13 protein-coding genes, 1 tRNA gene and 3 rRNA genes are annotated in these 21,693 nt (G+C 66.2%); 3 read left to right on the forward strand and 14 right to left on the reverse strand.

Annotated elements, in window-relative coordinates:
- Nucleotides 1–260 precede the first annotated feature (260 nt).
- Entirely contained in the window at nt 261–3,014 is a 2,754-nt protein-coding gene (locus OG841_RS13520) for a SpoIIE family protein phosphatase (protein WP_328641246.1), read from the forward strand.
- A 47-nt stretch (nt 3,015–3,061) separates the two neighbouring features.
- Here OG841_RS13520 and OG841_RS13525 read toward each other — a convergent pair.
- From OG841_RS13525 to thyX, 8 genes are all read right to left on the reverse strand, one after another.
- Nucleotides 3,062–3,137: transfer RNA gene (locus tag OG841_RS13525), tRNA-Thr, on the reverse strand.
- Between the two features lie 75 nt (nt 3,138–3,212).
- Complete coding sequence (locus OG841_RS13530) at nt 3,213–3,875, reverse strand: DegT/DnrJ/EryC1/StrS family aminotransferase (RefSeq protein ID WP_328643674.1); 663 nt, start codon at nt 3,873–3,875, stop codon at nt 3,213–3,215.
- A 114-nt stretch (nt 3,876–3,989) separates the two neighbouring features.
- Nucleotides 3,990–4,106: ribosomal RNA gene (gene rrf / locus OG841_RS13535) — 5S ribosomal RNA — on the reverse strand.
- A 71-nt stretch (nt 4,107–4,177) separates the two neighbouring features.
- Nucleotides 4,178–7,300 (reverse strand): 23S ribosomal RNA (locus OG841_RS13540).
- 303 nt (nt 7,301–7,603) lie between these two features.
- Nucleotides 7,604–9,129, reverse strand: a 16S ribosomal RNA gene (locus OG841_RS13545).
- The 16S, 23S and 5S rRNA genes sit together here, the layout of an rRNA operon.
- A gap of 500 nt (nt 9,130–9,629) precedes the next feature.
- A complete protein-coding gene (locus OG841_RS13550; RefSeq protein WP_371565381.1) occupies nt 9,630–11,315 on the reverse strand; it encodes a ribonuclease J in 1,686 nt (561 codons plus the stop codon).
- A 153-nt stretch (nt 11,316–11,468) separates the two neighbouring features.
- Nucleotides 11,469–12,368, reverse strand: coding sequence for a 4-hydroxy-tetrahydrodipicolinate synthase (gene dapA, locus OG841_RS13555; RefSeq protein WP_307079123.1), 900 nt, complete (start codon nt 12,366–12,368; stop codon nt 11,469–11,471).
- Nucleotides 12,369–12,579: 211 nt separating this feature from the next.
- Nucleotides 12,580–13,320 carry an FAD-dependent thymidylate synthase gene (thyX, locus tag OG841_RS13560; protein ID WP_266558812.1) on the reverse strand — a complete coding sequence of 247 codons (741 nt, stop codon included), beginning with the start codon at nt 13,318–13,320 and terminating at the stop codon, nt 12,580–12,582.
- Nucleotides 13,321–13,498: 178 nt separating this feature from the next.
- Between thyX and OG841_RS13565 the strand changes: the two genes are divergently transcribed.
- The gene (locus OG841_RS13565) at nt 13,499–13,738 is read left to right on the forward strand and encodes a hypothetical protein (protein ID WP_328643673.1); all 240 of its coding nucleotides are present in this window, start codon (nt 13,499–13,501) and stop codon (nt 13,736–13,738) included.
- A gap of 124 nt (nt 13,739–13,862) precedes the next feature.
- On the forward strand, nt 13,863–14,417 hold the full coding sequence (locus OG841_RS13570) for a phage holin family protein (protein ID WP_328641244.1): 555 nt from the start codon (nt 13,863–13,865) through the stop codon (nt 14,415–14,417).
- Between the two features lie 68 nt (nt 14,418–14,485).
- On the opposite strand, the gene OG841_RS13575 is transcribed toward OG841_RS13570, so the two are convergent.
- From OG841_RS13575 to eccD, 6 genes are all read right to left on the reverse strand, one after another.
- On the reverse strand, nt 14,486–14,941 hold the full coding sequence (locus OG841_RS13575; protein WP_328641243.1) for a hypothetical protein: 456 nt from the start codon (nt 14,939–14,941) through the stop codon (nt 14,486–14,488).
- Nucleotides 14,941–15,693 carry a 4-hydroxy-tetrahydrodipicolinate reductase gene (dapB, locus tag OG841_RS13580; RefSeq protein WP_328641242.1) on the reverse strand — a complete coding sequence of 251 codons (753 nt, stop codon included), beginning with the start codon at nt 15,691–15,693 and terminating at the stop codon, nt 14,941–14,943. The genes OG841_RS13575 and dapB overlap by 1 nt, the downstream gene beginning before the upstream one ends.
- Before the next feature lie 35 nt (nt 15,694–15,728).
- The gene (locus tag OG841_RS13585; protein ID WP_266558820.1) at nt 15,729–17,108 is read right to left on the reverse strand and encodes a M16 family metallopeptidase; all 1,380 of its coding nucleotides are present in this window, start codon (nt 17,106–17,108) and stop codon (nt 15,729–15,731) included.
- Entirely contained in the window at nt 17,105–19,321 is a 2,217-nt protein-coding gene (locus OG841_RS13590) for a polyribonucleotide nucleotidyltransferase (RefSeq protein ID WP_328641241.1), read from the reverse strand. Before OG841_RS13590 ends, OG841_RS13585 begins: the two co-directional genes overlap by 4 nt.
- 314 nt (nt 19,322–19,635) lie before the next feature.
- On the reverse strand, nt 19,636–19,923 hold the full coding sequence (gene rpsO, locus OG841_RS13595; protein ID WP_005479656.1) for a 30S ribosomal protein S15: 288 nt from the start codon (nt 19,921–19,923) through the stop codon (nt 19,636–19,638).
- 253 nt (nt 19,924–20,176) lie between these two features.
- Nucleotides 20,177–21,640 carry a type VII secretion integral membrane protein EccD gene (eccD, locus tag OG841_RS13600; protein ID WP_328641240.1) on the reverse strand — a complete coding sequence of 488 codons (1,464 nt, stop codon included), beginning with the start codon at nt 21,638–21,640 and terminating at the stop codon, nt 20,177–20,179.
- Nucleotides 21,641–21,693 lie beyond the last annotated feature (53 nt).

Consider the following 21,693-nt stretch of genomic DNA (forward strand, 5'->3'; position numbering starts at 1 on the left):
CCCGCCGTACACGTAAGCCACTCGGCCTGCCCGAACCTTCTTCAGGAGCCTGCCCAGTGTTTCACCCTGGTTGAACCCGGCCATAACAGTTCGGCAGCTTCGCACATCGTCCGCACACCCTCCGGACGGAAACACTGCAGACCGGCATCCGCATGGCCGTCGAAGGTAAGTAACCTTGCATGCGGCTGTCCAGCCGAGCCGGTCCGTCCGGCCTGGACGGTGGCACGAGCACGAGCGGGCATCGGAGGGCGGCCGCACACATGACCACCGGACTGGTCCCCGGGGGACAGACCCCGGACCCCCGGCCGACGGGCGGCCTGCCGCAGCAGCGGCACGAGCCGGTCGGCCAGGCAGCCCTGCACGTCGACAACCGGCCGAGGAGTTCTGTGATCACCGCGCGCGCGGCCGCCAGCTTCGAGCCTGTCGGTCGATCGGTAGCGACCGCCCGCTCCTTTGTCCGCGACACCCTCCAGGGATGGGGCTTCGCCGACATCGTCGACGACGCGGTGGTCCTCACCAGCGAACTCGTCACCAATGCCGTGGTGCACGCGGGCACCGCCGCGGACGTTCTGTGCCTGCGCAGTGACGACGGTGTGCGGATCGAGGTGGGCGACCACTACCCCGAGCGCGAGATCCCCCTCCAGGGTCAGGCCGTCAACATGGGCAACCTGGACCGCGAGGGCGGCCGCGGCCTCCAGCTCTGCGCCGCGCTCGCCGGCCGGTGGGGCGTCGAGTACACGCCCACTCACAAGCAGGTGTGGTTCCAGCTCGATCTGCCCGAACGCACGGTGGGCACCCGCACGGCAGGTCCGTCCCTGCCCGCGGACCTCCTCCCGCTGGCGGACGGCCGCGTCCGCGTCGCCGTCGTCCAAATCGACCGTGCGTGCGCCATCAGCTCGTGGAACGAGGACGCCGAGGAACTCTTCGGCTACGCCGCCGAACAGGTCATCGGCAAGCCCCTGACCGATATCGCGGCCTGGCCGCACACCCCGGGCACCAGCACCGGAATCGCCGAGGCCCTCCAGCTCTCGCGCTGGGAGGGCAGCTACGGCATCAGGGCGGCCAACGGTCGCGTCACTTCTGTGTACGCCTCCCACCTGCGCGTCCGTGACACCGGCGGCGAACCCTCCACGGTCTGCCTCCTGGTGCGCGACCACGAACGCGCCGTCCTGCAGACCCCGTTGCGGGTGCCCGCCTCCGACACGAACACCTCATCCGACGGCCAGAGCACCGACCCCTTCGAGGTGTTCATCGGCTCCCCGGCCCCGGACGACCTCGACGGCCTCCTCCAGCGCACCGTCGAACGTGCGCGCGACATGCTCGACGGCGACTCCGCCTTCCTGCTCCTCGCGACCGACGACGAGACCGAGCTGGAGGTCCGCGCCTCCACCGGCCTGCCCTCCGCCCGCCAGCGCTTCGCGCGCGTGCCCGTCGAGGCAGGCCCCGGCCGCTACGGCTCCGCCCGCATGCCGGCCGTCCACGACGACCTCTCGGCCGTACCCGGCGCCGTACCGCTCCTGAACGGCACGGGCATGCGCTCGGTGGTCACGGTCCCGCTGAAGGTCGAGGGCCGCCTCACCGGCTCCCTCGGTGTGGCCGCCGAAGGCCCCGGCAGATACTCGAACGAAGAGGCCCTCCGCCTCCAATTCGCCGCCGACCGCATCGCGTTGGCAGTCGAGTCTGCGCGCCTGGGTGAACTCGAACGCCTGCGCCGCGGCTCCCTGAGCTTCCTCGTCGAGGCCTCCGACCTCCTCGCCGGCACCCTGGACCGCGACCAGACCCTGGCGCTCATGGCCCAGATGACCGTCCCCACCCTGGCCACCTGGTGCGCCGTCTACACGATCGCCGACCAGGCCTCGGATCCCTATCTGTCGTACGTCCTCCACGAGGACGAGGAACTCATCGACGGCATCAAGTCGTTGCTGTCCAAGATCCAGCCCCCGGACCCGGTACCCACCCCCGGGGCCCGCGTCTGGTCGGCCCCCGGCGAGGCAGCACACCAAGCGGCTCTGCGCAGCTCCATGCGCAGCCTCGGACTCAGCGGCGGCCCCACCCACCAGATCGCCTCCGGAATCGGTCCCACGCTCGCCACAGCCTCCGCGGTGGGCGGCGAGACCGTCGTCCTCCCGCTGGTCGCCCGCAACCGCGTCATCGGCATGCTGACCCTCGGCAAGCCCGCGGACGAACACTTCCGCCAGGAAATCCTGGAACTGGCCGAGGACTTGTCCCGCCGGGCCGCCCTCGCCCTGGACAACGCCCGCCTCTACTCCGAGCGCACCGCCATCAGTCAGTCCCTCCAGCGCAGCCTCCTACCGCCCGAGCTCCCCGAGATCGACGGCGTGGAGGTCGAGGTCATCTACCGTGCGGCCGGAGAAGGCAATGAGGTCGGTGGCGACTTCTACGACGTCTTCCCCATCAGCGACGGCGCCTACGGGTTCGCCATCGGCGATGTCTGCGGTACGGGTCCGAACGCGGCGGCGGTCACGGGCCTCGCCCGGCACGCCCTCAGGCTGCTCGCTCGCGAGGGCCTCAGCGGCCCGGCGGTCCTGGAGCGACTGAACTCCGCGATCCTCGACGAGGGCGCCCGCAGTCGCTTCCTGACCCTCCTCTACGGCGAGCTGTGGCCGCAGGAGGACGGCAGCGCCCGACTGAAGGTCGTCTGCGCCGGCCACCCCCTCCCGCTCCGCCTGCGCCAGGACGGCACCGTCGAACCGGCTGCCGAACCCCAGCCGCTTCTCGGTGTCATGGAGGACCTGGAGCTCTACGAGCAGACGGTCACCCTCGACCCGGGCGACGTCCTCCTCTGCGTCACGGACGGCGTCACCGAGCGCCGCGAAGGCACCCGCATGCTGGGCGACGACGGTCTCGCCGACGTCCTCACCACCTGCACGGGCCTGACGGCCGGCGCGGTCGCGGCCCGCATCATGCGCGCGGTCGAGCGCTTCGCCTCCGACGCCCCGTCCGACGACATGGCGATCCTGGCGATGCGCGTCCCGGGCCTGCACACGGACTGAGAGAGAACACGACAAAGGCCCCGCCCAATCGGGCGGGGCCTTTTGGCTGGAGCCCCCTAACGGAATCGAACCGTTGACCTTCTCCTTACCATGGAGACGCTCTGCCGACTGAGCTAAGGGGGCCTGTCGCCTTTTCGAGGTTTCCCTCGCGGCAACGAAATAGATCATACCCCGAACAGCCCGGTGCTCCCAACTCGCTCAGAAAGCAGGCTGAAGCAGTCCCCCCAGCGCATTGCACGCGGCCACGACCCGCTGCATGTCCCGCTTGGTCAGCGAAGCGTCCACCGGCAGCGCGAGCGTCTCGTCGGCCGCCCGCTCGGTCTCCGGCAGCGACACACAACGCCGGAACTCGGGCAACCGGTGCACGGGCGTCTTCACCGGCACCCGGCAGTCAACCCCCTTGCCCCGCAGGGCGCGAGCGAACGCGTCCCGGTCCGGCCGCCCGTTACCGGGCACCCGCACCACGTACTGCTGATAGGTGTGCCCGTCCCCGCCATCGGGCGTGCGCACCCCGCGCAACTTCCCATCGAGGTAGCAGGCCCGCTCCCGACGTTGAGCGATCTCGTCGTACGGCGCCTCGGACTCGCCCTCCTGCAGCACCAGCAGCCCGTGCCGCTGCCCGAGCGCGAGCAGCCGCGCCATGTCGGCAGGTCGCCCGAATCGGTGTACGACAACGACGGCCGCCGTCCGCGGAGTTACCGCCGCTTCGACAGCGGAGGCGTCAAGGCAGTAACTGACCGGATGTATGTCCGCGAACACCAGGAGCGCACCCGCGAGTGTCACCGCCTCGGCAACCTCGACGTTCCCGAAGGCCGGCACGACGACCTCGTCACCGACTCCGACGCCGGCGGCCCTGAGCATTGCAGCAGTACCCATGCCTCGGATGGTGGTTGCGCAACGTGAACTTCAAGTGACGCACAACAAAAAAGGGTTGGACCCCGAACCGAAGTTCAGGATCCAACCCTTTGAATAATTGTTCGGCGGTGTCCTACTCTCCCACAGGGTCCCCCCTGCAGTACCATCGGCGCTGTAAGGCTTAGCTTCCGGGTTCGGAATGTAACCGGGCGTTTCCCTCACGCTATGACCACCGAAACACTATGAAGTTAGACCGGAAAAACGACACGGTCGTTGCCTCAGAACTAACACAGTGGACGCGAGCAAATATGGACAAGCCCTCGGCCTATTAGTACCGGTCACCTCCACCCATTACTGGGCTTCCAGATCCGGCCTATCAACCCAGTCGTCTACTGGGAGCCTTAACCCCTCAAGGGGGTGGGAATACTCATCTCGAAGCAGGCTTCCCGCTTAGATGCTTTCAGCGGTTATCCCTCCCGAACGTAGCCAACCAGCCATGCCCTTGGCAGAACAACTGGCACACCAGAGGTTCGTCCGTCCCGGTCCTCTCGTACTAGGGACAGCCCTTCTCAATATTCCTGCGCGCGCAGCGGATAGGGACCGAACTGTCTCACGACGTTCTAAACCCAGCTCGCGTACCGCTTTAATGGGCGAACAGCCCAACCCTTGGGACCGACTCCAGCCCCAGGATGCGACGAGCCGACATCGAGGTGCCAAACCATCCCGTCGATATGGACTCTTGGGGAAGATCAGCCTGTTATCCCCGGGGTACCTTTTATCCGTTGAGCGACGGCGCTTCCACAAGCCACCGCCGGATCACTAGTCCCGACTTTCGTCCCTGCTCGACCCGTCGGTCTCACAGTCAAGCTCCCTTGTGCACTTACACTCAACACCTGATTGCCAACCAGGCTGAGGGAACCTTTGGGCGCCTCCGTTACTCTTTAGGAGGCAACCGCCCCAGTTAAACTACCCATCAGACACTGTCCCTGATCCGGATCACGGACCCAGGTTAGACATCCAGCACGACCAGACTGGTATTTCAACGACGACTCCACCTGAACTGGCGTCCAAGCTTCACAGTCTCCCAGCTATCCTACACAAGCCGAACCGAACACCAATATCAAACTGTAGTAAAGGTCCCGGGGTCTTTCCGTCCTGCTGCGCGAAACGAGCATCTTTACTCGTAGTGCAATTTCACCGGGCCTATGGTTGAGACAGTCGAGAAGTCGTTACGCCATTCGTGCAGGTCGGAACTTACCCGACAAGGAATTTCGCTACCTTAGGATGGTTATAGTTACCACCGCCGTTTACTGGCGCTTAAGTTCTCAGCTTCGCCACACCGAAATGTGACTAACCGGTCCCCTTAACGTTCCAGCACCGGGCAGGCGTCAGTCCGTATACATCGCCTTACGGCTTCGCACGGACCTGTGTTTTTAGTAAACAGTCGCTTCTCGCTGGTCTCTGCGGCCACCCCCAGCTCGAGGAGCAAGTCCTCTCACCAGTGATGGCCCCCCTTCTCCCGAAGTTACGGGGGCATTTTGCCGAGTTCCTTAACCATAGTTCACCCGAACGCCTCGGTATTCTCTACCTGACCACCTGAGTCGGTTTAGGGTACGGGCCGCCATGAAACTCGCTAGAGGCTTTTCTCGACAGCATAGGATCATCCACTTCACCACAATCGGCTCGGCATCAGGTCTCAGACTATTGCCAGGCGGATTTACCTACCTGACGTCCTACACCCTTACCCCGGGACAACCACCGCCCGGGCTGGACTACCTTCCTGCGTCACCCCATCACTCACCTACTACCACCTTGGTTCGGCGGCTCCACCACTTTCCATTCCCCGAAGGGTCCGGAACGGCTTCACGGCCTTAGCATCAATAGGTTCGGTGTTTGACGCTTCACAGCGGGTACCGGAATATCAACCGGTTATCCATCGACTACGCCTGTCGGCCTCGCCTTAGGTCCCGACTTACCCTGGGCAGATCAGCTTGACCCAGGAACCCTTAGTCAATCGGCGCACACGTTTCCCACGTGTGTATCGCTACTCATGCCTGCATTCTCACTCGTGAACCGTCCACCACTGCCTTCCGGCGCGGCTTCACCCGGCACACGACGCTCCCCTACCCATCACGATCCCCGTTGGGGGTATATATCGCAATGACACGACTTCGGCGGTACGCTTGAGCCCCGCTACATTGTCGGCGCGGAATCACTAGACCAGTGAGCTATTACGCACTCTTTCAAGGGTGGCTGCTTCTAAGCCAACCTCCTGGTTGTCTCTGCGACTCCACATCCTTTCCCACTTAGCGTACGCTTAGGGGCCTTAGTCGATGCTCTGGGCTGTTTCCCTCTCGACCATGGAGCTTATCCCCCACAGTCTCACTGCCGTGCTCTCACTTACCGGCATTCGGAGTTTGGCTAAGGTCAGTAACCCGGTAGGGCCCATCGCCTATCCAGTGCTCTACCTCCGGCAAGAAACACACGACGCTGCACCTAAATGCATTTCGGGGAGAACCAGCTATCACGGAGTTTGATTGGCCTTTCACCCCTAACCACAGGTCATCCCCCAGGTTTTCAACCCTGGTGGGTTCGGTCCTCCACGAAGTCTTACCTCCGCTTCAACCTGCCCATGGCTAGATCACTCCGCTTCGGGTCTTGAGCGTGCTACTCAAACGCCCTATTAGGACTCGCTTTCGCTACGGCTACCCCACTCGGGTTAACCTCGCAACACACCGCAAACTCGCAGGCTCATTCTTCAAAAGGCACGCAGTCACGAGACACCAAGCAAGCTTGATGTCCGACGCTCCCACGGCTTGTAGGCACACGGTTTCAGGTACTATTTCACTCCGCTCCCGCGGTACTTTTCACCATTCCCTCACGGTACTATCCGCTATCGGTCACCAGGGAATATTTAGGCTTAGCGGGTGGTCCCGCCAGATTCACACGGGATTTCTCGGGCCCCGTGCTACTTGGGTGTCTCTCAAACGAGCCGCTGATGTTTCGACTACGGGGGTCTTACCCTCTACGCCGGACCTTTCGCATGTCCTTCGCCTACATCAACGGTTTCTGACTCGTCCTGTCGCCGGCAGACGACAGAAGAGAGATCCCACAACCCCGAATGCGCAACCCCTGCCGGGTCTCACACGCATACGGTTTGGCCTCATCCGGTTTCGCTCGCCACTACTCCCGGAATCACGGTTGTTTTCTCTTCCTGCGGGTACTGAGATGTTTCACTTCCCCGCGTTCCCTCCACATACCCTATGTGTTCAGGTATGGGTGACAGCCCATGACGACTGCCGGGTTTCCCCATTCGGAAACCCCCGGATCAAAGCCTGGTTGACGACTCCCCGGGGACTATCGTGGCCTCCCACGTCCTTCATCGGTTCCTGGTGCCAAGGCATCCACCGTGCGCCCTTAAAAACTTGGCCACAGATGCTCGCGTCCACTGTGCAGTTCTCAAACAACGACCAGCCACCCATCACCCCGGAGCTTCACTCCGAGTTCACTGGGGCCGGCATCGAGGGGGTTCATTCCCTCAGACACCCAACAGCGTGCCCGGCCACTTTCCGCTTCCCTCAACGTTCCACGCTCCGAAGAGCAGTACTGGAAGGAGAAGACGATCAAGTGTGCCGAATAATCAACGTTCCACCCATGAGCAACCACCGTCGAACGTGTGCCGACGTAATGGCCCTGGACCACCGGGCAAGCCCGGCAGCCTAGATGCTCCTTAGAAAGGAGGTGATCCAGCCGCACCTTCCGGTACGGCTACCTTGTTACGACTTCGTCCCAATCGCCAGTCCCACCTTCGACAGCTCCCTCCCACAAGGGGTTGGGCCACCGGCTTCGGGTGTTACCGACTTTCGTGACGTGACGGGCGGTGTGTACAAGGCCCGGGAACGTATTCACCGCAGCAATGCTGATCTGCGATTACTAGCAACTCCGACTTCATGGGGTCGAGTTGCAGACCCCAATCCGAACTGAGACAGGCTTTTTGAGATTCGCTCCACCTCACGGTATCGCAGCTCATTGTACCTGCCATTGTAGCACGTGTGCAGCCCAAGACATAAGGGGCATGATGACTTGACGTCGTCCCCACCTTCCTCCGAGTTGACCCCGGCGGTCTCCTGTGAGTCCCCATCACCCCGAAGGGCATGCTGGCAACACAGAACAAGGGTTGCGCTCGTTGCGGGACTTAACCCAACATCTCACGACACGAGCTGACGACAGCCATGCACCACCTGTACACCGACCACAAGGGGGGCACCATCTCTGATGCTTTCCGGCGTATGTCAAGCCTTGGTAAGGTTCTTCGCGTTGCGTCGAATTAAGCCACATGCTCCGCTGCTTGTGCGGGCCCCCGTCAATTCCTTTGAGTTTTAGCCTTGCGGCCGTACTCCCCAGGCGGGGAACTTAATGCGTTAGCTGCGGCACCGACGACGTGGAATGTCGCCAACACCTAGTTCCCACCGTTTACGGCGTGGACTACCAGGGTATCTAATCCTGTTCGCTCCCCACGCTTTCGCTCCTCAGCGTCAGTAATGGCCCAGAGATCCGCCTTCGCCACCGGTGTTCCTCCTGATATCTGCGCATTTCACCGCTACACCAGGAATTCCGATCTCCCCTACCACACTCTAGCTAGCCCGTATCGAATGCAGACCCGGGGTTAAGCCCCGGGCTTTCACACCCGACGTGACAAGCCGCCTACGAGCTCTTTACGCCCAATAATTCCGGACAACGCTTGCGCCCTACGTATTACCGCGGCTGCTGGCACGTAGTTAGCCGGCGCTTCTTCTGCAGGTACCGTCACTTTCGCTTCTTCCCTGCTGAAAGAGGTTTACAACCCGAAGGCCGTCATCCCTCACGCGGCGTCGCTGCATCAGGCTTTCGCCCATTGTGCAATATTCCCCACTGCTGCCTCCCGTAGGAGTCTGGGCCGTGTCTCAGTCCCAGTGTGGCCGGTCGCCCTCTCAGGCCGGCTACCCGTCGTCGCCTTGGTGAGCCATTACCTCACCAACAAGCTGATAGGCCGCGGGCTCATCCTTCACCGCCGGAGCTTTCAACCACCACAGATGCCTGCGGTAGTGGTATCCGGTATTAGACCCCGTTTCCAGGGCTTGTCCCAGAGTGAAGGGCAGATTGCCCACGTGTTACTCACCCGTTCGCCACTAATCCCCACCGAAGTGGTTCATCGTTCGACTTGCATGTGTTAAGCACGCCGCCAGCGTTCGTCCTGAGCCAGGATCAAACTCTCCGTGAATGTTTACCCGTAATCGGGTGCACACATCACGAGAGCGGAGCGACCACCGGAATAAGGCGGTCGCTCACAGCGTCCTCGCTGTGTTTTCTTCAAAGGAACCTCGCCCCAGCAGATGCTGGAGACGGGGTATCAACATATCTGGCGTTGATTTTTGGCACGCTGTTGAGTTCTCAAGGAACGGACGCTTCCTTTGTACTCACCCTCTCGGGCTTTCCTCCGGGCTTTTCCCTTCGGTCTTGCGTTTCCGACTCTATCAGACCGTTTCCGGTTCCGATTTCCTCGGTGCTTTCCAGGTTCCCGCTCTCGCGTTTCCCTTTCCGGCGGCTCCGACTTTATCAGAAGTTCTGAGTCGGAATTCCCGCCCCCTGGAGGCTGGCTCCGGAGCACGAAGCTGCCGGGTTCCCCCTCGGGCGGAGCCGTAAACGTACTGGAGCGGGGCGCCTCGATGCAAATCGAGGCGCCCCGCTCCTGGTTCACTCGGACGAGTGTCCGACGATCCGTCAGACCTCCACCACCACAGGCAGGATCATCGGCCTGCGGCGATAGGTGTCGGAGACCCACTTGCCCAGGGTCCGCCGCACCAGCTGTTGCAGCTGGTGGGTTTCGACCACGCCGTCCTGCGCCGAGCGCTCCAGAACCTCGGTGATCCTCGGGATCACGTCGCTGAACGCCGAGTCGTCGATGCCGGAGCCGCGGGCCTGGATGTGCGGGCCACCCGTGATCTTGCCGGTGGACGAGTCCACCACCAGGAAGACCGAGATGATGCCCTCGTCCCCGAGGATCTTGCGGTCCTTGAGGGCCGGCTCGCCGACATCGCCGACCGAGAGGCCGTCGACGTAGACGTATCCCGCCTGGACCTTGCCCGAGATCTTCGCCTTGCCCTCTACGAGGTCGACGACCACACCGTCCTCGGCGATGACGATCCGGTCGTGCGGGACGCCGGTGAGGGCGCCCAACTCGGCGTTGGCGCGCAGGTGCCGCCATTCGCCGTGGACCGGCATCAGGTTCTTCGGCCGGCAGATGTTGTAGAAGTACAGGAGCTCGCCCGCGGACGCGTGGCCCGAGACATGCACCTTGGCGTTGCCCTTGTGGACGACGTTGGCGCCCCACCGGGTCAGACCGTTGATCACGCGGTAGACCGCGTTCTCGTTCCCGGGGATCAGCGAGGACGCGAGAATCACCGTGTCGCCGTTGACGATCCGGATCTGGTGGTCCCGGTTGGCCATGCGGGACAGGGCTGCCATCGGTTCGCCCTGGGAGCCCGTGCAGACCAGGACCACCTCGTGGTCCGGGAGGTCGTCGAGCGTCTTGACGTCGACCACCAGGCCCGGGGGGACCTTCAGATAGCCGAGGTCGCGCGCGATGCCCATGTTGCGGACCATCGAGCGGCCGACGAAGGCGACCCGGCGGCCGTACTCGTGGGCCGCGTCCAGGATCTGCTGGATGCGGTGGATGTGGCTGGCGAAGCTCGCCACGATGATCCGCTTGCGGGCGTTGCCGAAGACCTGCCGCAGGACGTTCGAGATGTCCTTCTCGGGCGGGACGAAGCCCGGCACCTCGGCGTTCGTGGAGTCGGAGAGAAGGAGGTCGATGCCTTCCTCGCTCAACCGGGCGAACGCGTGCAGGTCCGTGAGACGGCCGTCCAGCGGGAGCTGGTCCATCTTGAAGTCGCCCGTGTGGACCACCATGCCGGCGGGCGTACGGATGGCGACCGCCAGGGCGTCGGGGATGGAGTGGTTGACCGCGACGAACTCGCAGTCGAAGGGCCCGATGCGCTCGCGGTGTCCTTCCGCCACCTCGAGGGTGTAGGGGCAGATGCGGTGCTCCTGGAGCTTGGCCTCGATGAGCGCGAGGGTCAGCTTGGAGCCGATCAGGGGGATGTCCGGCTTCTCGCGGAGGAGGAACGGGACACCACCGATGTGGTCCTCGTGGCCATGCGTGAGGACGATGCCCTCGATGTCGTCGAGGCGGTCCCTGACGGACGAGAAGTCCGGCAGGATCAGGTCGATTCCGGGTTGCTCCTCCTCCGGGAAGAGCACCCCGCAGTCGACGATCAGCAGGCGGCCGCCGTATTCGAAGACCGTCATGTTTCGGCCGATCTCGCCGAGACCGCCGAGTGGGGTGACCCGCAGGGCGCCTTCGGCAAGCGGCGGGGGCGGGGCCAGTTCAGGATGCGGATGACTCAAAAGACTCTCCTCACCACACACGCCACGTACCGGTGGGGCACATGGCGTGCGTGACGTTCGTGCGTGTAGCAGTTGTCGTTGTGGTGCGGGCACCGGTGGCCCGCGTATTCAGTTGTTGAGTCCGGTTGCGCGCCGGGCGCGCGAAGTCTGGTGCTAGAGCTGTACCCCGCCGGCAGCAAGATCGATCTTGAGCTGCTCGATCTCGTCGGTGGAAAGCTCCACCATGGGGGCGCGCAGAGGCCCGGCGGGCAGGCCCTGGAGGGCGAGCGCGGCCTTGGTCGTCATCACGCCCTGGGTGCGGAACATGCCGGTGTACACGGGGAGCAGCTTCTGGTGGATCTCGGTGGCCTTCTGTACGTCGCCGGAGACGAACGCCTCGACCAGGGCGCGCAGGTCCGGGGTGACCACATGGCCGACGACCGAGACGAAGCCGACCGCGCCGACGGAGAGCAGCGGGAGGTTCAGCATGTCGTCGCCGGAGTACCAGGCGAGGCCGGAGCGGGCGATGGCCCAGCTGGCGCGGCCGAGGTCGCCCTTGGCGTCCTTGTTCGCGACGATCCGTGGGTGCTCGGCGAGCCGGACCAGCGTCTCCGTGCTGATCGGGACACCGCTGCGGCCCGGGATGTCGTAGAGCATGACGGGCAGCTCGGCGGCGTCGGCGACGGCCTTGAAGTGCCGGTACAGGCCCTCCTGCGGGGGCTTGTTGTAGTACGGCGTCACGATCAGGAGGCCGTGCGCGCCCACCTTCTCGGCGGCCCGCGCCAGCTCGATGCTGTGGTGGGTGTCGTTGGTGCCGACACCGGCGACGACGTGGGCGCGGTCGCCGACCGCCTCCAGTACGGCTCGTACCAGGTCCGATTTCTCCGCGTCACTGGTGGTGGGGGACTCGCCGGTGGTGCCGTTGATGATCAGGCCGTCGTTGCCTGCGTCCACCAGGTGGGTGGCGAGCCGCTGTGCGCCGTCGAGGTCGAGTGCGCCGTCCGCCGTGAACGGCGTGACCATGGCGGTGAGGACCCGCCCGAAGGGGGTCTGCGGAGTGGAGGTCGGAGCCATGGGTAACACGCTACTCGTTGCTCAAGGTGGGGTCTGCCCTAGGGGGACGCGACAAGTGGTGACAAATGCGGAGCCCGGCACTGCCTGCTCGGGGGTTCAAGCAGTGCCGGGTCCGTTTGATCAGGCTAAGTGAACTTCTCTAAATGCCGCAATACGGACACTTCGCCGGAAGGGCCCGTACATCTGTGCTCAGCGGGGAAACGGGCGTCCGTTACGGCGCCACACGGCCGTTCGCATTGAAGGCGGCGTAGGTGAGCGGCATGAGCTTCGCCCACTCCGCCTCCATCTTCTCGCCGACCATCTCGATCTCCCGCTGCGGGAAGGACGGCACCTTCGCCTGCTCGTGCTGGGTGCGCAGACCGAGGAAGTGCATGAGCGAGCGGGCGTTGCAGGTGGCGTACATCGAGGAGAACAGACCGACGGGGAGGACCGAGCGGGCTACCTCGCGGGCGACGCCCTGCGCGAGCATCTCCTGGTAGGCCCGGTACGCCTGGCGGTACGACTCCTCCATGGCGCTGCCGACGGACTCGTGCTGCTCGGGGGTGCCCTCGACGAAGACGTACTTGCCCGGGCGGCCCTGCTGGACGAGCTTGCGGTCGGGGCCGGGGACGTAGAAGACGGGCTGGAGCTCCCGGTAGCGGCCGGACTCCTCGTTGTACGACCAGCCCACGCGGTGCCGCATGAACTCGCGGAAGACGAGGATCGGGGCGTTGATGAAGAAGGTCATGGAGTTGTGCTCGAACGGGCTGCCGTGCCGGTCCCGCATGAGGTAGTTGATCAGGCCCTTGGAACGCTCCGGGTCCTTGCTCAGCTCTTCCAGGGACTGCTCTCCGACGGTCGACACCCTGGCGGCGAACAGCACGTCGGAGTCGGCCGCGCTGTGCTTGACCAGTTCGACAGTGACGTCGTCGCGCAGCTCGATCTTGAAATCGTCGTCGGGGGTGGGGCTCACGGTTCGGGGGGTCCTTCCCAGCTCGTCGTATGGCGACGCCACTCTACGACCCGCCAAACGGGACTTTCACTGTCGTGACCGAGTTAAGTCGGCGAAACCGGGCACCTTTTGCGGCAACCGCTCGTCTGTACAGACAGCAGCGATTCGTTCGATCCCCGAAGGGAGAAGTACCCCCATGCTGTTGCGTCGGCGCGAGCCCGTACCGTTCGCCTTTCTCGCCGAAGCCGACAGGTTCCGCAGCAATGTCACCCCTCCACCCCGCCGGCGGGCGTCCGCCGGTGAGATCGCGGGACGCTGGTTGACGGGACTCACCATCGTCGCCGGACTCGTGGGATCCCTGGTCCTCGGGATGCCGGCGCTGTCACAGGATCAGGCGCCCGTGCAGAACCAGCAGTCGCAGGCCTCCCAGGGGCGCTGACTCTCCCCCACTGCCCGAATGGCGTGGGACGTACCCCCATGGACCCCCTGAGGTGGCCGACAGGGTTACCGGCGGATAGCCTCACCGGGCACAGCCCACCGCATGGATCGAGTGAGGACCCGCCGTGCCCCTGCCCTTCCTGACGGCCGACCGCGCATTCGAGACGACGGACGACATCGCGCTGCCGTTCGACAACCGTGACCACTGGCGCCGGCCCTACCGGCCCGGTCCGTGGCGGGTGGGCGTGGCCGCGGTCCTGCTGTTGCTCGCCTCGTACGTGCTGTTCGCGGCGGTGATCATCGCGCTGACGGACTCTCCGTCCGAGGCCGGTGTGGTGTTCGGCATCGCGGTCCTCGTCATCGTCGGCGCACTGCGGCTGCTGCGCATGGGCGTGTGGGTCAGCGCTCGCGGGGTGCGCCGGGTCGGTTTCCTCTTCACTCGTACGGTGCCCTGGGAGCGGGTCGTCGCCGTGCGGACGGCACAGCAGCCGGTGCGCTGGCTCGGACTGCCGCGCACGGTCCAGGGGCAAGCCCTGACCCTCGTACGGCAGGGCCAGGCACCGCAGGACGTGTCGCCGCTGCTGACCACGCACAATGCGGACTTCCTCGCGCGTGGCCAGGCATTCGAGCGGGCCGCGGACGCGGTGGAGGCCTGGGCCGCGGAGTACGGGCGGGCCTGAGCCCGACAGGGAGGCATGGCGAAGGGGCCGGTCCGCACCAGGACCGGCCCCTTCGCCATGCCGGGGCTTCAGAGCTGCTGGACGGGCCTGCCGTCGTGCAGGGCGATCGCGCGCTGCATCGCCTTGCGTGCCCGGGGCGTGTCGCGGGCGTCGTGGTAGGCGACGGCGAGGCGGAACCAGCTGCGCCAGTCGTCGGGAGCCGCCTCCGTCTCGGCCTTGCGCTGGGCGAAGACCTCGTCGGCCGAGTCACGGTCGATCCGGCCGCCGGGCGTGCGCTGGAGCTCGTCGACGGGCAGGCCGCCCTCGGCGTCGAGTTCCGCGGCGAGAGCGTTGGCCCTCCGGACGAACTGGGTGTTCTTCCACAGGAACCAGACGCCGATCACCGGAAGGATCAGCACCGCGACGCCGAAGGTGACGGTGATGAGGGTGCCGGACTGGATCAGCATGACGCCGCGGCTGCCGACCAGGACGAAGTAGAAGACCAGGACGGCGGCCGTGATGGCGTAGGACAGCTTGGCGCGCATCAGCCCAGGTCCAGGAAGTTCTCCAGGCCGAAGGTCAGGCCCGGGGTCGTGACCACTCGGCGGGCGCCGAGCAGGATGCCCGGCATGAAGCTGCTGTGGTGCAGGGAGTCGTGGCGGACCGTCAGGGTCTCGCCCTCCCCGCCGAGCAGGACCTCCTGGTGGGCGAGCAGACCGCGCAGGCGGACGGCGTGGACGGGGATCCCGTCGACGTCCGCCCCGCGCGCCCCGTCCAGGGCCGTCTCCGTGGCGTCCGGCGCCGGGGCCGTGCCCGCCGCGCGCCGGGCCTCGGCGATGAGCTGGGCCGTGCGCGTGGCGGTGCCGGACGGGGCGTCGACCTTCCTGGGGTGGTGGAGCTCGACGACCTCGACGGACTCGAAGTAGGGCGCGGCGATCTGCGCGAACTTCATCGTCAGGACGGCCCCGATGGAGAAGTTGGGCGCGATGAGGACGCCCGTCTGCGGGGAGGCGTCCAGCCAGCCCTTCAGCCGCGCGAGGCGCTCGTCGGTCCAGCCCGTCGTACCGACGACGGCGTGGATGCCGTGGCCGACGCAGTACTCGAGGTTGTCCATCACCGAGGCCGGCGTGGTCAGTTCGACGGCAACCTGCGCGCCGGTCTCGGCCAGGGTCTGCAGTGTGTCGCCCCGGCCGAGGGCAGCCACCAGCTCCATGTCCTCGGCGGCCTCGACGGCCTTGACCGCCTCGGCGCCGATCCGGCCCTTGGCTCCGAGGACCGCCACGCGCAGCTTGCTCATCTTCTTGTTTCCTTAACCGATGCAACCGGGGTGGATTAGGCGACGGCCTCGTGCAGTCGGGCCGCCTGCTTGTCCTTCAGCGGGCCGATGACCGACAGCGACGGACGCTGTCCCAGGATCTCGCGGGCGACCGCACGCACGTCGTCCGGGGTGACCGACGCTATCCGGGCCAGCATGTCGTCGACGGACATCTGCTCGCCCCAGCACAGCTCGCTCTTGCCGATGCGGTTCATCAGCGCCCCGGTGTCCTCCAGGCCCAGGACCGTGGAGCCCCTCAGCTGGCCGATGGCGCGGCCGATCTCGTCGTCCGAGAGGCCGTGTTCGGCGACCTGGTCGAGTTCGTCGCGGCAGATCTTCAGCACGTCGTGGACCTGCGAGGGCCGGCAGCCGGCGTACACGCCGAACAGGCCGCAGTCGGCGAAGCCGGAGGTGTACGAGTAGACGCTGTACGCCAGTCCGCGCTTCTCCCTGACCTCCTGGAAGAGGCGCGAGGACATGCCGCCGCCGAGGGCGGTGTTGAGCACGCCGAGGGCCCAGCGGCGCTCGTCCGTGCGGGGCAGGCCGGGCATGCCGAGGACGACGTGGGCCTGCTCGGTCTTGCGGCCGATGAGCTCGACGCGGCCCGCGGTGCGCAGGGCGCGCCTGCCGTCGCGCGGGGCGATGGGCGTGGCGTCGGGGCTCTTCAGGGCGCCGGCCTTCTCGAAGGCGGCCCGGACCTGTCGTACGACCTTGTTGTGGTCGACGTTGCCGGCGGCCGCGACGACGAGATGGGTCGGGTCGTAGTGCTTCTTGTAGAAGCGGCGGATGCGGTCGGCGGTGAGGGCGTTGACGGTGTCCACCGTGCCGAGGACCGGACGGCCGAGGGGGTTGTCGCCGAACATGGTGTGCGCGAACAGGTCGTGCACGCAGTCGCCGGGGTCGTCCTCGGTCATGGCGATCTCTTCGAGGATCGCGCCGCGCTCGACGTTGACGTCCTCTTCGAGGATGAGCGAGCCCGTCAGCATGTCGCAGACGACGTCTATGGCCAGCGGCAGGTCGGCGTCGAGCACGCGCGCGTAGTAGCACGTGTACTCCTTCGCCGTGAAGGCGTTCATCTCGCCGCCGACCGCGTCGAGGGCGGAGGAGATGTCCAGCGCGCTACGACGAGTGGTCCCCTTGAAGAGGAGGTGCTCCAGGTAGTGCGTGGCGCCGTTCAGAGACGGTGTCTCGTCGCGGGAGCCGACGTGCGCCCAGATGCCGAAGGTCGCGGAGCGGACCGAGGGAAGGGTCTCGGTGACGATGCGCAGGCCACCGGGGAGGGTGGTCTTGCGGACGGTGCCGATGCCGTTCTCGCCCTTGATCAGGGTTTGGGTACGGGCGACGGCCCGCGCCTCCGAGGAGGTGCGGGCCGTCGCCGTGGAGCTACTCGACGTCACTGGTCGGTGTCGTCCTTCTTCTCATCGTCGCCTTCGCCCTCGATCACGGGGATCAGGGAGAGCTTGCCACGGGAGTCGATCTCGGCGATCTCGACCTGGACCTTGGAGCCCACAGCGAGCACGTCCTCGACGTTCTCCACGCGCTTGCCGCCGGCGAGCTTGCGGATCTGCGAGATGTGCAGCAGTCCGTCCTTGCCCGGGAGCAGCGACACGAACGCGCCGAAGGTGGTCGTCTTGACGACCGTGCCCAGGTAGCGCTCGCCGACCTCCGGCATCGTCGGGTTGGCGATGCTGTTGATCGTGGTGCGGGCCGCCTCGGCGGAGGGACCGTCGACCGCACCGATGTAGATGGTGCCGTCGTCCTCGATCGTGATGTCGGCGCCGGTGTCCTCCTGGATCTGGTTGATCATCTTGCCCTTGGGGCCGATGACCTCGCCGATCTTGTCCACGGGGATCTTGACGGTGATGATCCGCGGGGCGTTGGGGGACATCTCGTCCGGCGTGTCGATCGCTTCCATCATCACGTCGAGGATGTGGAGGCGGGCGTCACGGGCCTGCTTGAGAGCGGCGGCCAGGACGGAGGCGGGGATGCCGTCCAGCTTGGTGTCGAGCTGGAGGGCGGTGACGAACTCCTTGGTGCCGGCGACCTTGAAGTCCATGTCACCGAAGGCGTCCTCCGCACCGAGGATGTCGGTGAGGGTGACGTAGTGCGTCTCGCCCTCGATGTCCTGGGAGATCAGGCCCATGGCGATACCGGCGACGGGGGCCTTCAGCGGCACACCGGCGTTCAGCAGCGACATGGTGGAGGCGCAGACCGAGCCCATGGACGTCGAGCCGTTGGAGCTCAGGGCCTCGGAGACCTGGCGGATCGCGTAGGGGAACTCCTCGCGGGTCGGCAGGACCGGGACCAGGGCGCGCTCGGCGAGGGCGCCGTGGCCGATCTCGCGACGCTTCGGGGAGCCGACGCGGCCGGTCTCGCCGGTGGAGTACGGCGGGAAGTTGTAGTTGTGCATGTAGCGCTTGCGGGTCACCGGGGAGAGGGTGTCCAGCTGCTGCTCCATGCGGAGCATGTTGAGGGTGGTGACGCCCAGGATCTGGGTCTCGCCACGCTCGAACACCGCGGAGCCGTGCACACGCGGGATGGCCTCGACCTCGGCGGCGAGCGTACGGATGTCCGTCACGCCACGGCCGTCGATGCGCTTCTTCTCCTTGATCACGCGCTCACGGACGAGCTGCTTGGTCAGGGAGCGGTACGCGGCGGAGATCTCCTTCTCGCGGCCCTCGAACTCCGGCAGGAGCTTCTCGGCGGCGAGCGCCTTGACGCGGTCCAGCTCGGTCTCGCGCTCCTGCTTGCCCGCGATGGTCAGCGCGGAGGCGAGCTCCGGGCGGACGGCGGCGGACAGCGCCTCCAGGATGTCGTCCTGGTAGTCGAGGAAGATCGGGAACTCGCCGGTGGGCTTGGCAGCCTTCGACGCGAGGTCGGCCTGGGCCTTGCAGAGCACCTTGATGAAGGGTTTCGCGGCATCCAGACCGGCGGCGACGACCTCCTCGGTCGGCGCCTCGGCGCCGCCCTTGACCAGCTGGATGGTCTTCTCGGTGGCCTCGGCCTCGACCATCATGATCGCGACGTCGCCGTCCTCCAGGGTGCGGCCCGCGACGACCATGTCGAAGACCGCGTCCTCGAGCTCGGAGTGCGTCGGGAAGGCCACCCACTGGCCGTTGATCAGCGCGACGCGGACGCCGCCGATCGGGCCGGAGAAGGGCAGGCCGGCCAGCTGCGTGGACGCGGAGGCGGCGTTGATCGCCACGACGTCGTACAGGTGGTCGGGGTTGAGCGCCATGATCGTGGCGACGACCTGGATCTCGTTGCGCAGGCCCTTCTTGAAGGACGGGCGCAGCGGGCGGTCGATCAGGCGGCAGGTGAGGATGGCGTCCTCGGAGGGGCGGCCCTCACGGCGGAAGAAGCTGCCGGGGATCTTGCCGGCGGCGTACATCCGCTCCTCGACGTCCACCGTCAGGGGGAAGAAGTCGAGCTGGTCCTTGGGGTTCTTGGAGGCGGTGGTGGCCGACAGCACCATGGTGTCGTCGTCCAGGTACGCCACGGCGGAGCCGGCGGCCTGCTTGGCCAGGCGGCCCGTCTCGAAGCGGATGGTGCGGGTGCCGAAGGAGCCGTTGTCGATGACGGCCTCGGCGTAGTGGGTCTCGTTCTCCACTAGCGTTTTCTCCGTTACTTTTCGTCTGCGTTGCGTCTTTTGTCCCGATCCGCCCGTGTGGCGGGGGGACGTGAGCGGAGAAGCGCTCCGTCTGGTGCGGGCCGGTCTTCGATCGAAGCACCCGGGTTCGCAAGGCCCGGGGGCCACTACCGAGGACCGGCGGCGGCGAGGTGCACTTCTCCTCGTGGTACTGCGTTGTGCTACCACACTACAAAGTGGGTGTGACACTGCGCACGTTTCCGCGCGTACGTTGAGCACGTACGGCAAAGGGAGCGGTCCCCGATCGTTTCGGGAACCGCTCCCTTCACGGCGTCCTACTTGGCGCCCGCCGCACCGCGGCGGATGCCGAGGCGGTCGACCAGCGCACGGAAGCGCTGGATGTCCTTCTTCGCCAGGTACTGGAGAAGGCGGCGGCGCTGACCGACGAGGATCAGCAGACCACGACGGGAGTGGTGGTCGTGCTTGTGGGTCTTGAGGTGCTCGGTCAGGTCCGAGATACGGCGCGAGAGCATCGCGACCTGGACCTCGGGGGAGCCGGTGTCGCCCTCCTTGGTACCGAACTCGGTGATGATCTGCTTCTTCGTAGCGGCGTCGAGCGACACGCGTACTCCTCGTAGTCTCTTGGGTAGCCACCGAGTGCCCCTGGTCCACTTCTCAGGGGAGCTTCCGTAACTCGGGAGGCGGGGATCCGCTGGGCGCGGCCTCCAGAGCGGTGAGCTCCGGGGGTGCGTACACAAACGGCCGTCAGCCAGCGTATCAGCCCGGCGGCAGTGCCCCGGCCCACGCCCGCGTCGTACACATGCCACGGCGGCTGCCACCCGTGTGGGTGACAGCCGCCGTGAGGTGTGCGGGGCGTCAGCTGGTCATGCCGCGGGCCGACGCGTACAGGTCGAGGACCGCGAGGCACAGCGGGACGAGGGAGAGGAGCACCGCGCCCTCGCTCAGGTCGAGCATCCGGCCCCAGAAGGGGGTCACGCCCTTGCGCGGCACGATCAGGGCGATGGCCACCAGGAGCGTGGCACCCAGGGCCACCGCGGCCGACAGCCAGACGGTGCGGATGTCCAGCGGAGCGCTGTTGTGGTCGTAGACGAGCTCCTTGATGATGTCGGCCGGCGGGTTCAGGGCGAGGCCGAGGACCAGCAGGCTGACGGTGATGATGCCCGAGATCATCAGCGTCACGACCTGAGACGTGTACAGGAAGAGCCGGGCCCGCATCAGCATGGCGAGGCCGGCCGCCAGCGAGAGCAGCTGGGCCCAGCCGCTGCTGGAGAAGCCGAGCACCACACCGGCGGAGGCGACGCCGGTGACCGCGGAGCCGCCGACGAGGCCGAGCAGCAGCTCGTGGCCGCGGCGGGCCTGGTCGGTGATGAGCTGGTAGTCGACGGGCTCCTGCTCCTGCTGCTCCTCGGCGCGCCCGCGCTTGGCGATCTGGTCGGGCGAGCGGAAGCCGATGGGCAGCCGGGAGAAGCGGGCGGACCAGCCGGGCAGGAAGCCTATGACGGCGACCATGACCACGGCGGTGACGGCGGCGGTCTCGCGCGGCTCGGCCTCGGAGACGATCGCGGCGAAGGTGGCGAGGACGCCGACACCGGCGCCGAACGCGGCGGCGATGAAGGGCGCGTCCTTCTGGGGCAGCATCAGGACGAGCAGCACCGCGGCGACGAGGACGACGGCGAAGCCGACGAGGAGGTTCAGCCGTCCGGGGCCCTCGCCCGCGTCGAGGGCCATGATGCCGGAGCCGCCGACCATCAGGTGCGGCAGCGAGGCGAGGCCGAGGGCCACGGCCGCGTGGTGGTCGTCGTAGACCCGCGCGCGGACGGAGGCGAGCGCGACGAGGACGACACCGGTGACTCCGGCGATGACGCCCGGCAGTCCGTGCATGTCGTGGCGCAGCGGCTCCGAGAACCACAGGGCCAGCGCCATCATCGTCAGCAGCAGCGCGCCGGCGGTCAGGCCGACGACGCGCATCATGCCGTCGTTCCAGCTGCGCCGGTCGGCCTCGACGACGGCGGCCACGGCGTCGACGACGTCGTCGAAGACGGCGGGCGGCAGAGAGTCCGCGAACGGCCGCAGGAGCAGCAATTCGCCATCGCGTATCTGCTGTTCGGAGAGCGAGCGGCCGTCGTCGAGGACGGATCCGTCCCTGCGTACGAGGTTGTACCCGGTGGGCGCGGCCTCTTCGGGTGTCTGTCCCGACAGCCGCAGGATCTCCGGGTATACGTCAGAGAGCGGCACGTCCTCGGGAAGTGCCACATCGATCCGGCTGTTCGGTGCCGCCACCGTGACCCGGCAGAATCCGGTTGCTGAAACCGTACTCACCTGACGGTTCCCCCTAGTCCAGTACTCGGTGATTCGTCGCGGTTTGCCAGGGC

This window comes from Streptomyces canus, from assembly GCF_041435015.1.
Classification (GTDB): Bacteria; Actinomycetota; Actinomycetes; order Streptomycetales; family Streptomycetaceae; genus Streptomyces; species Streptomyces canus_G.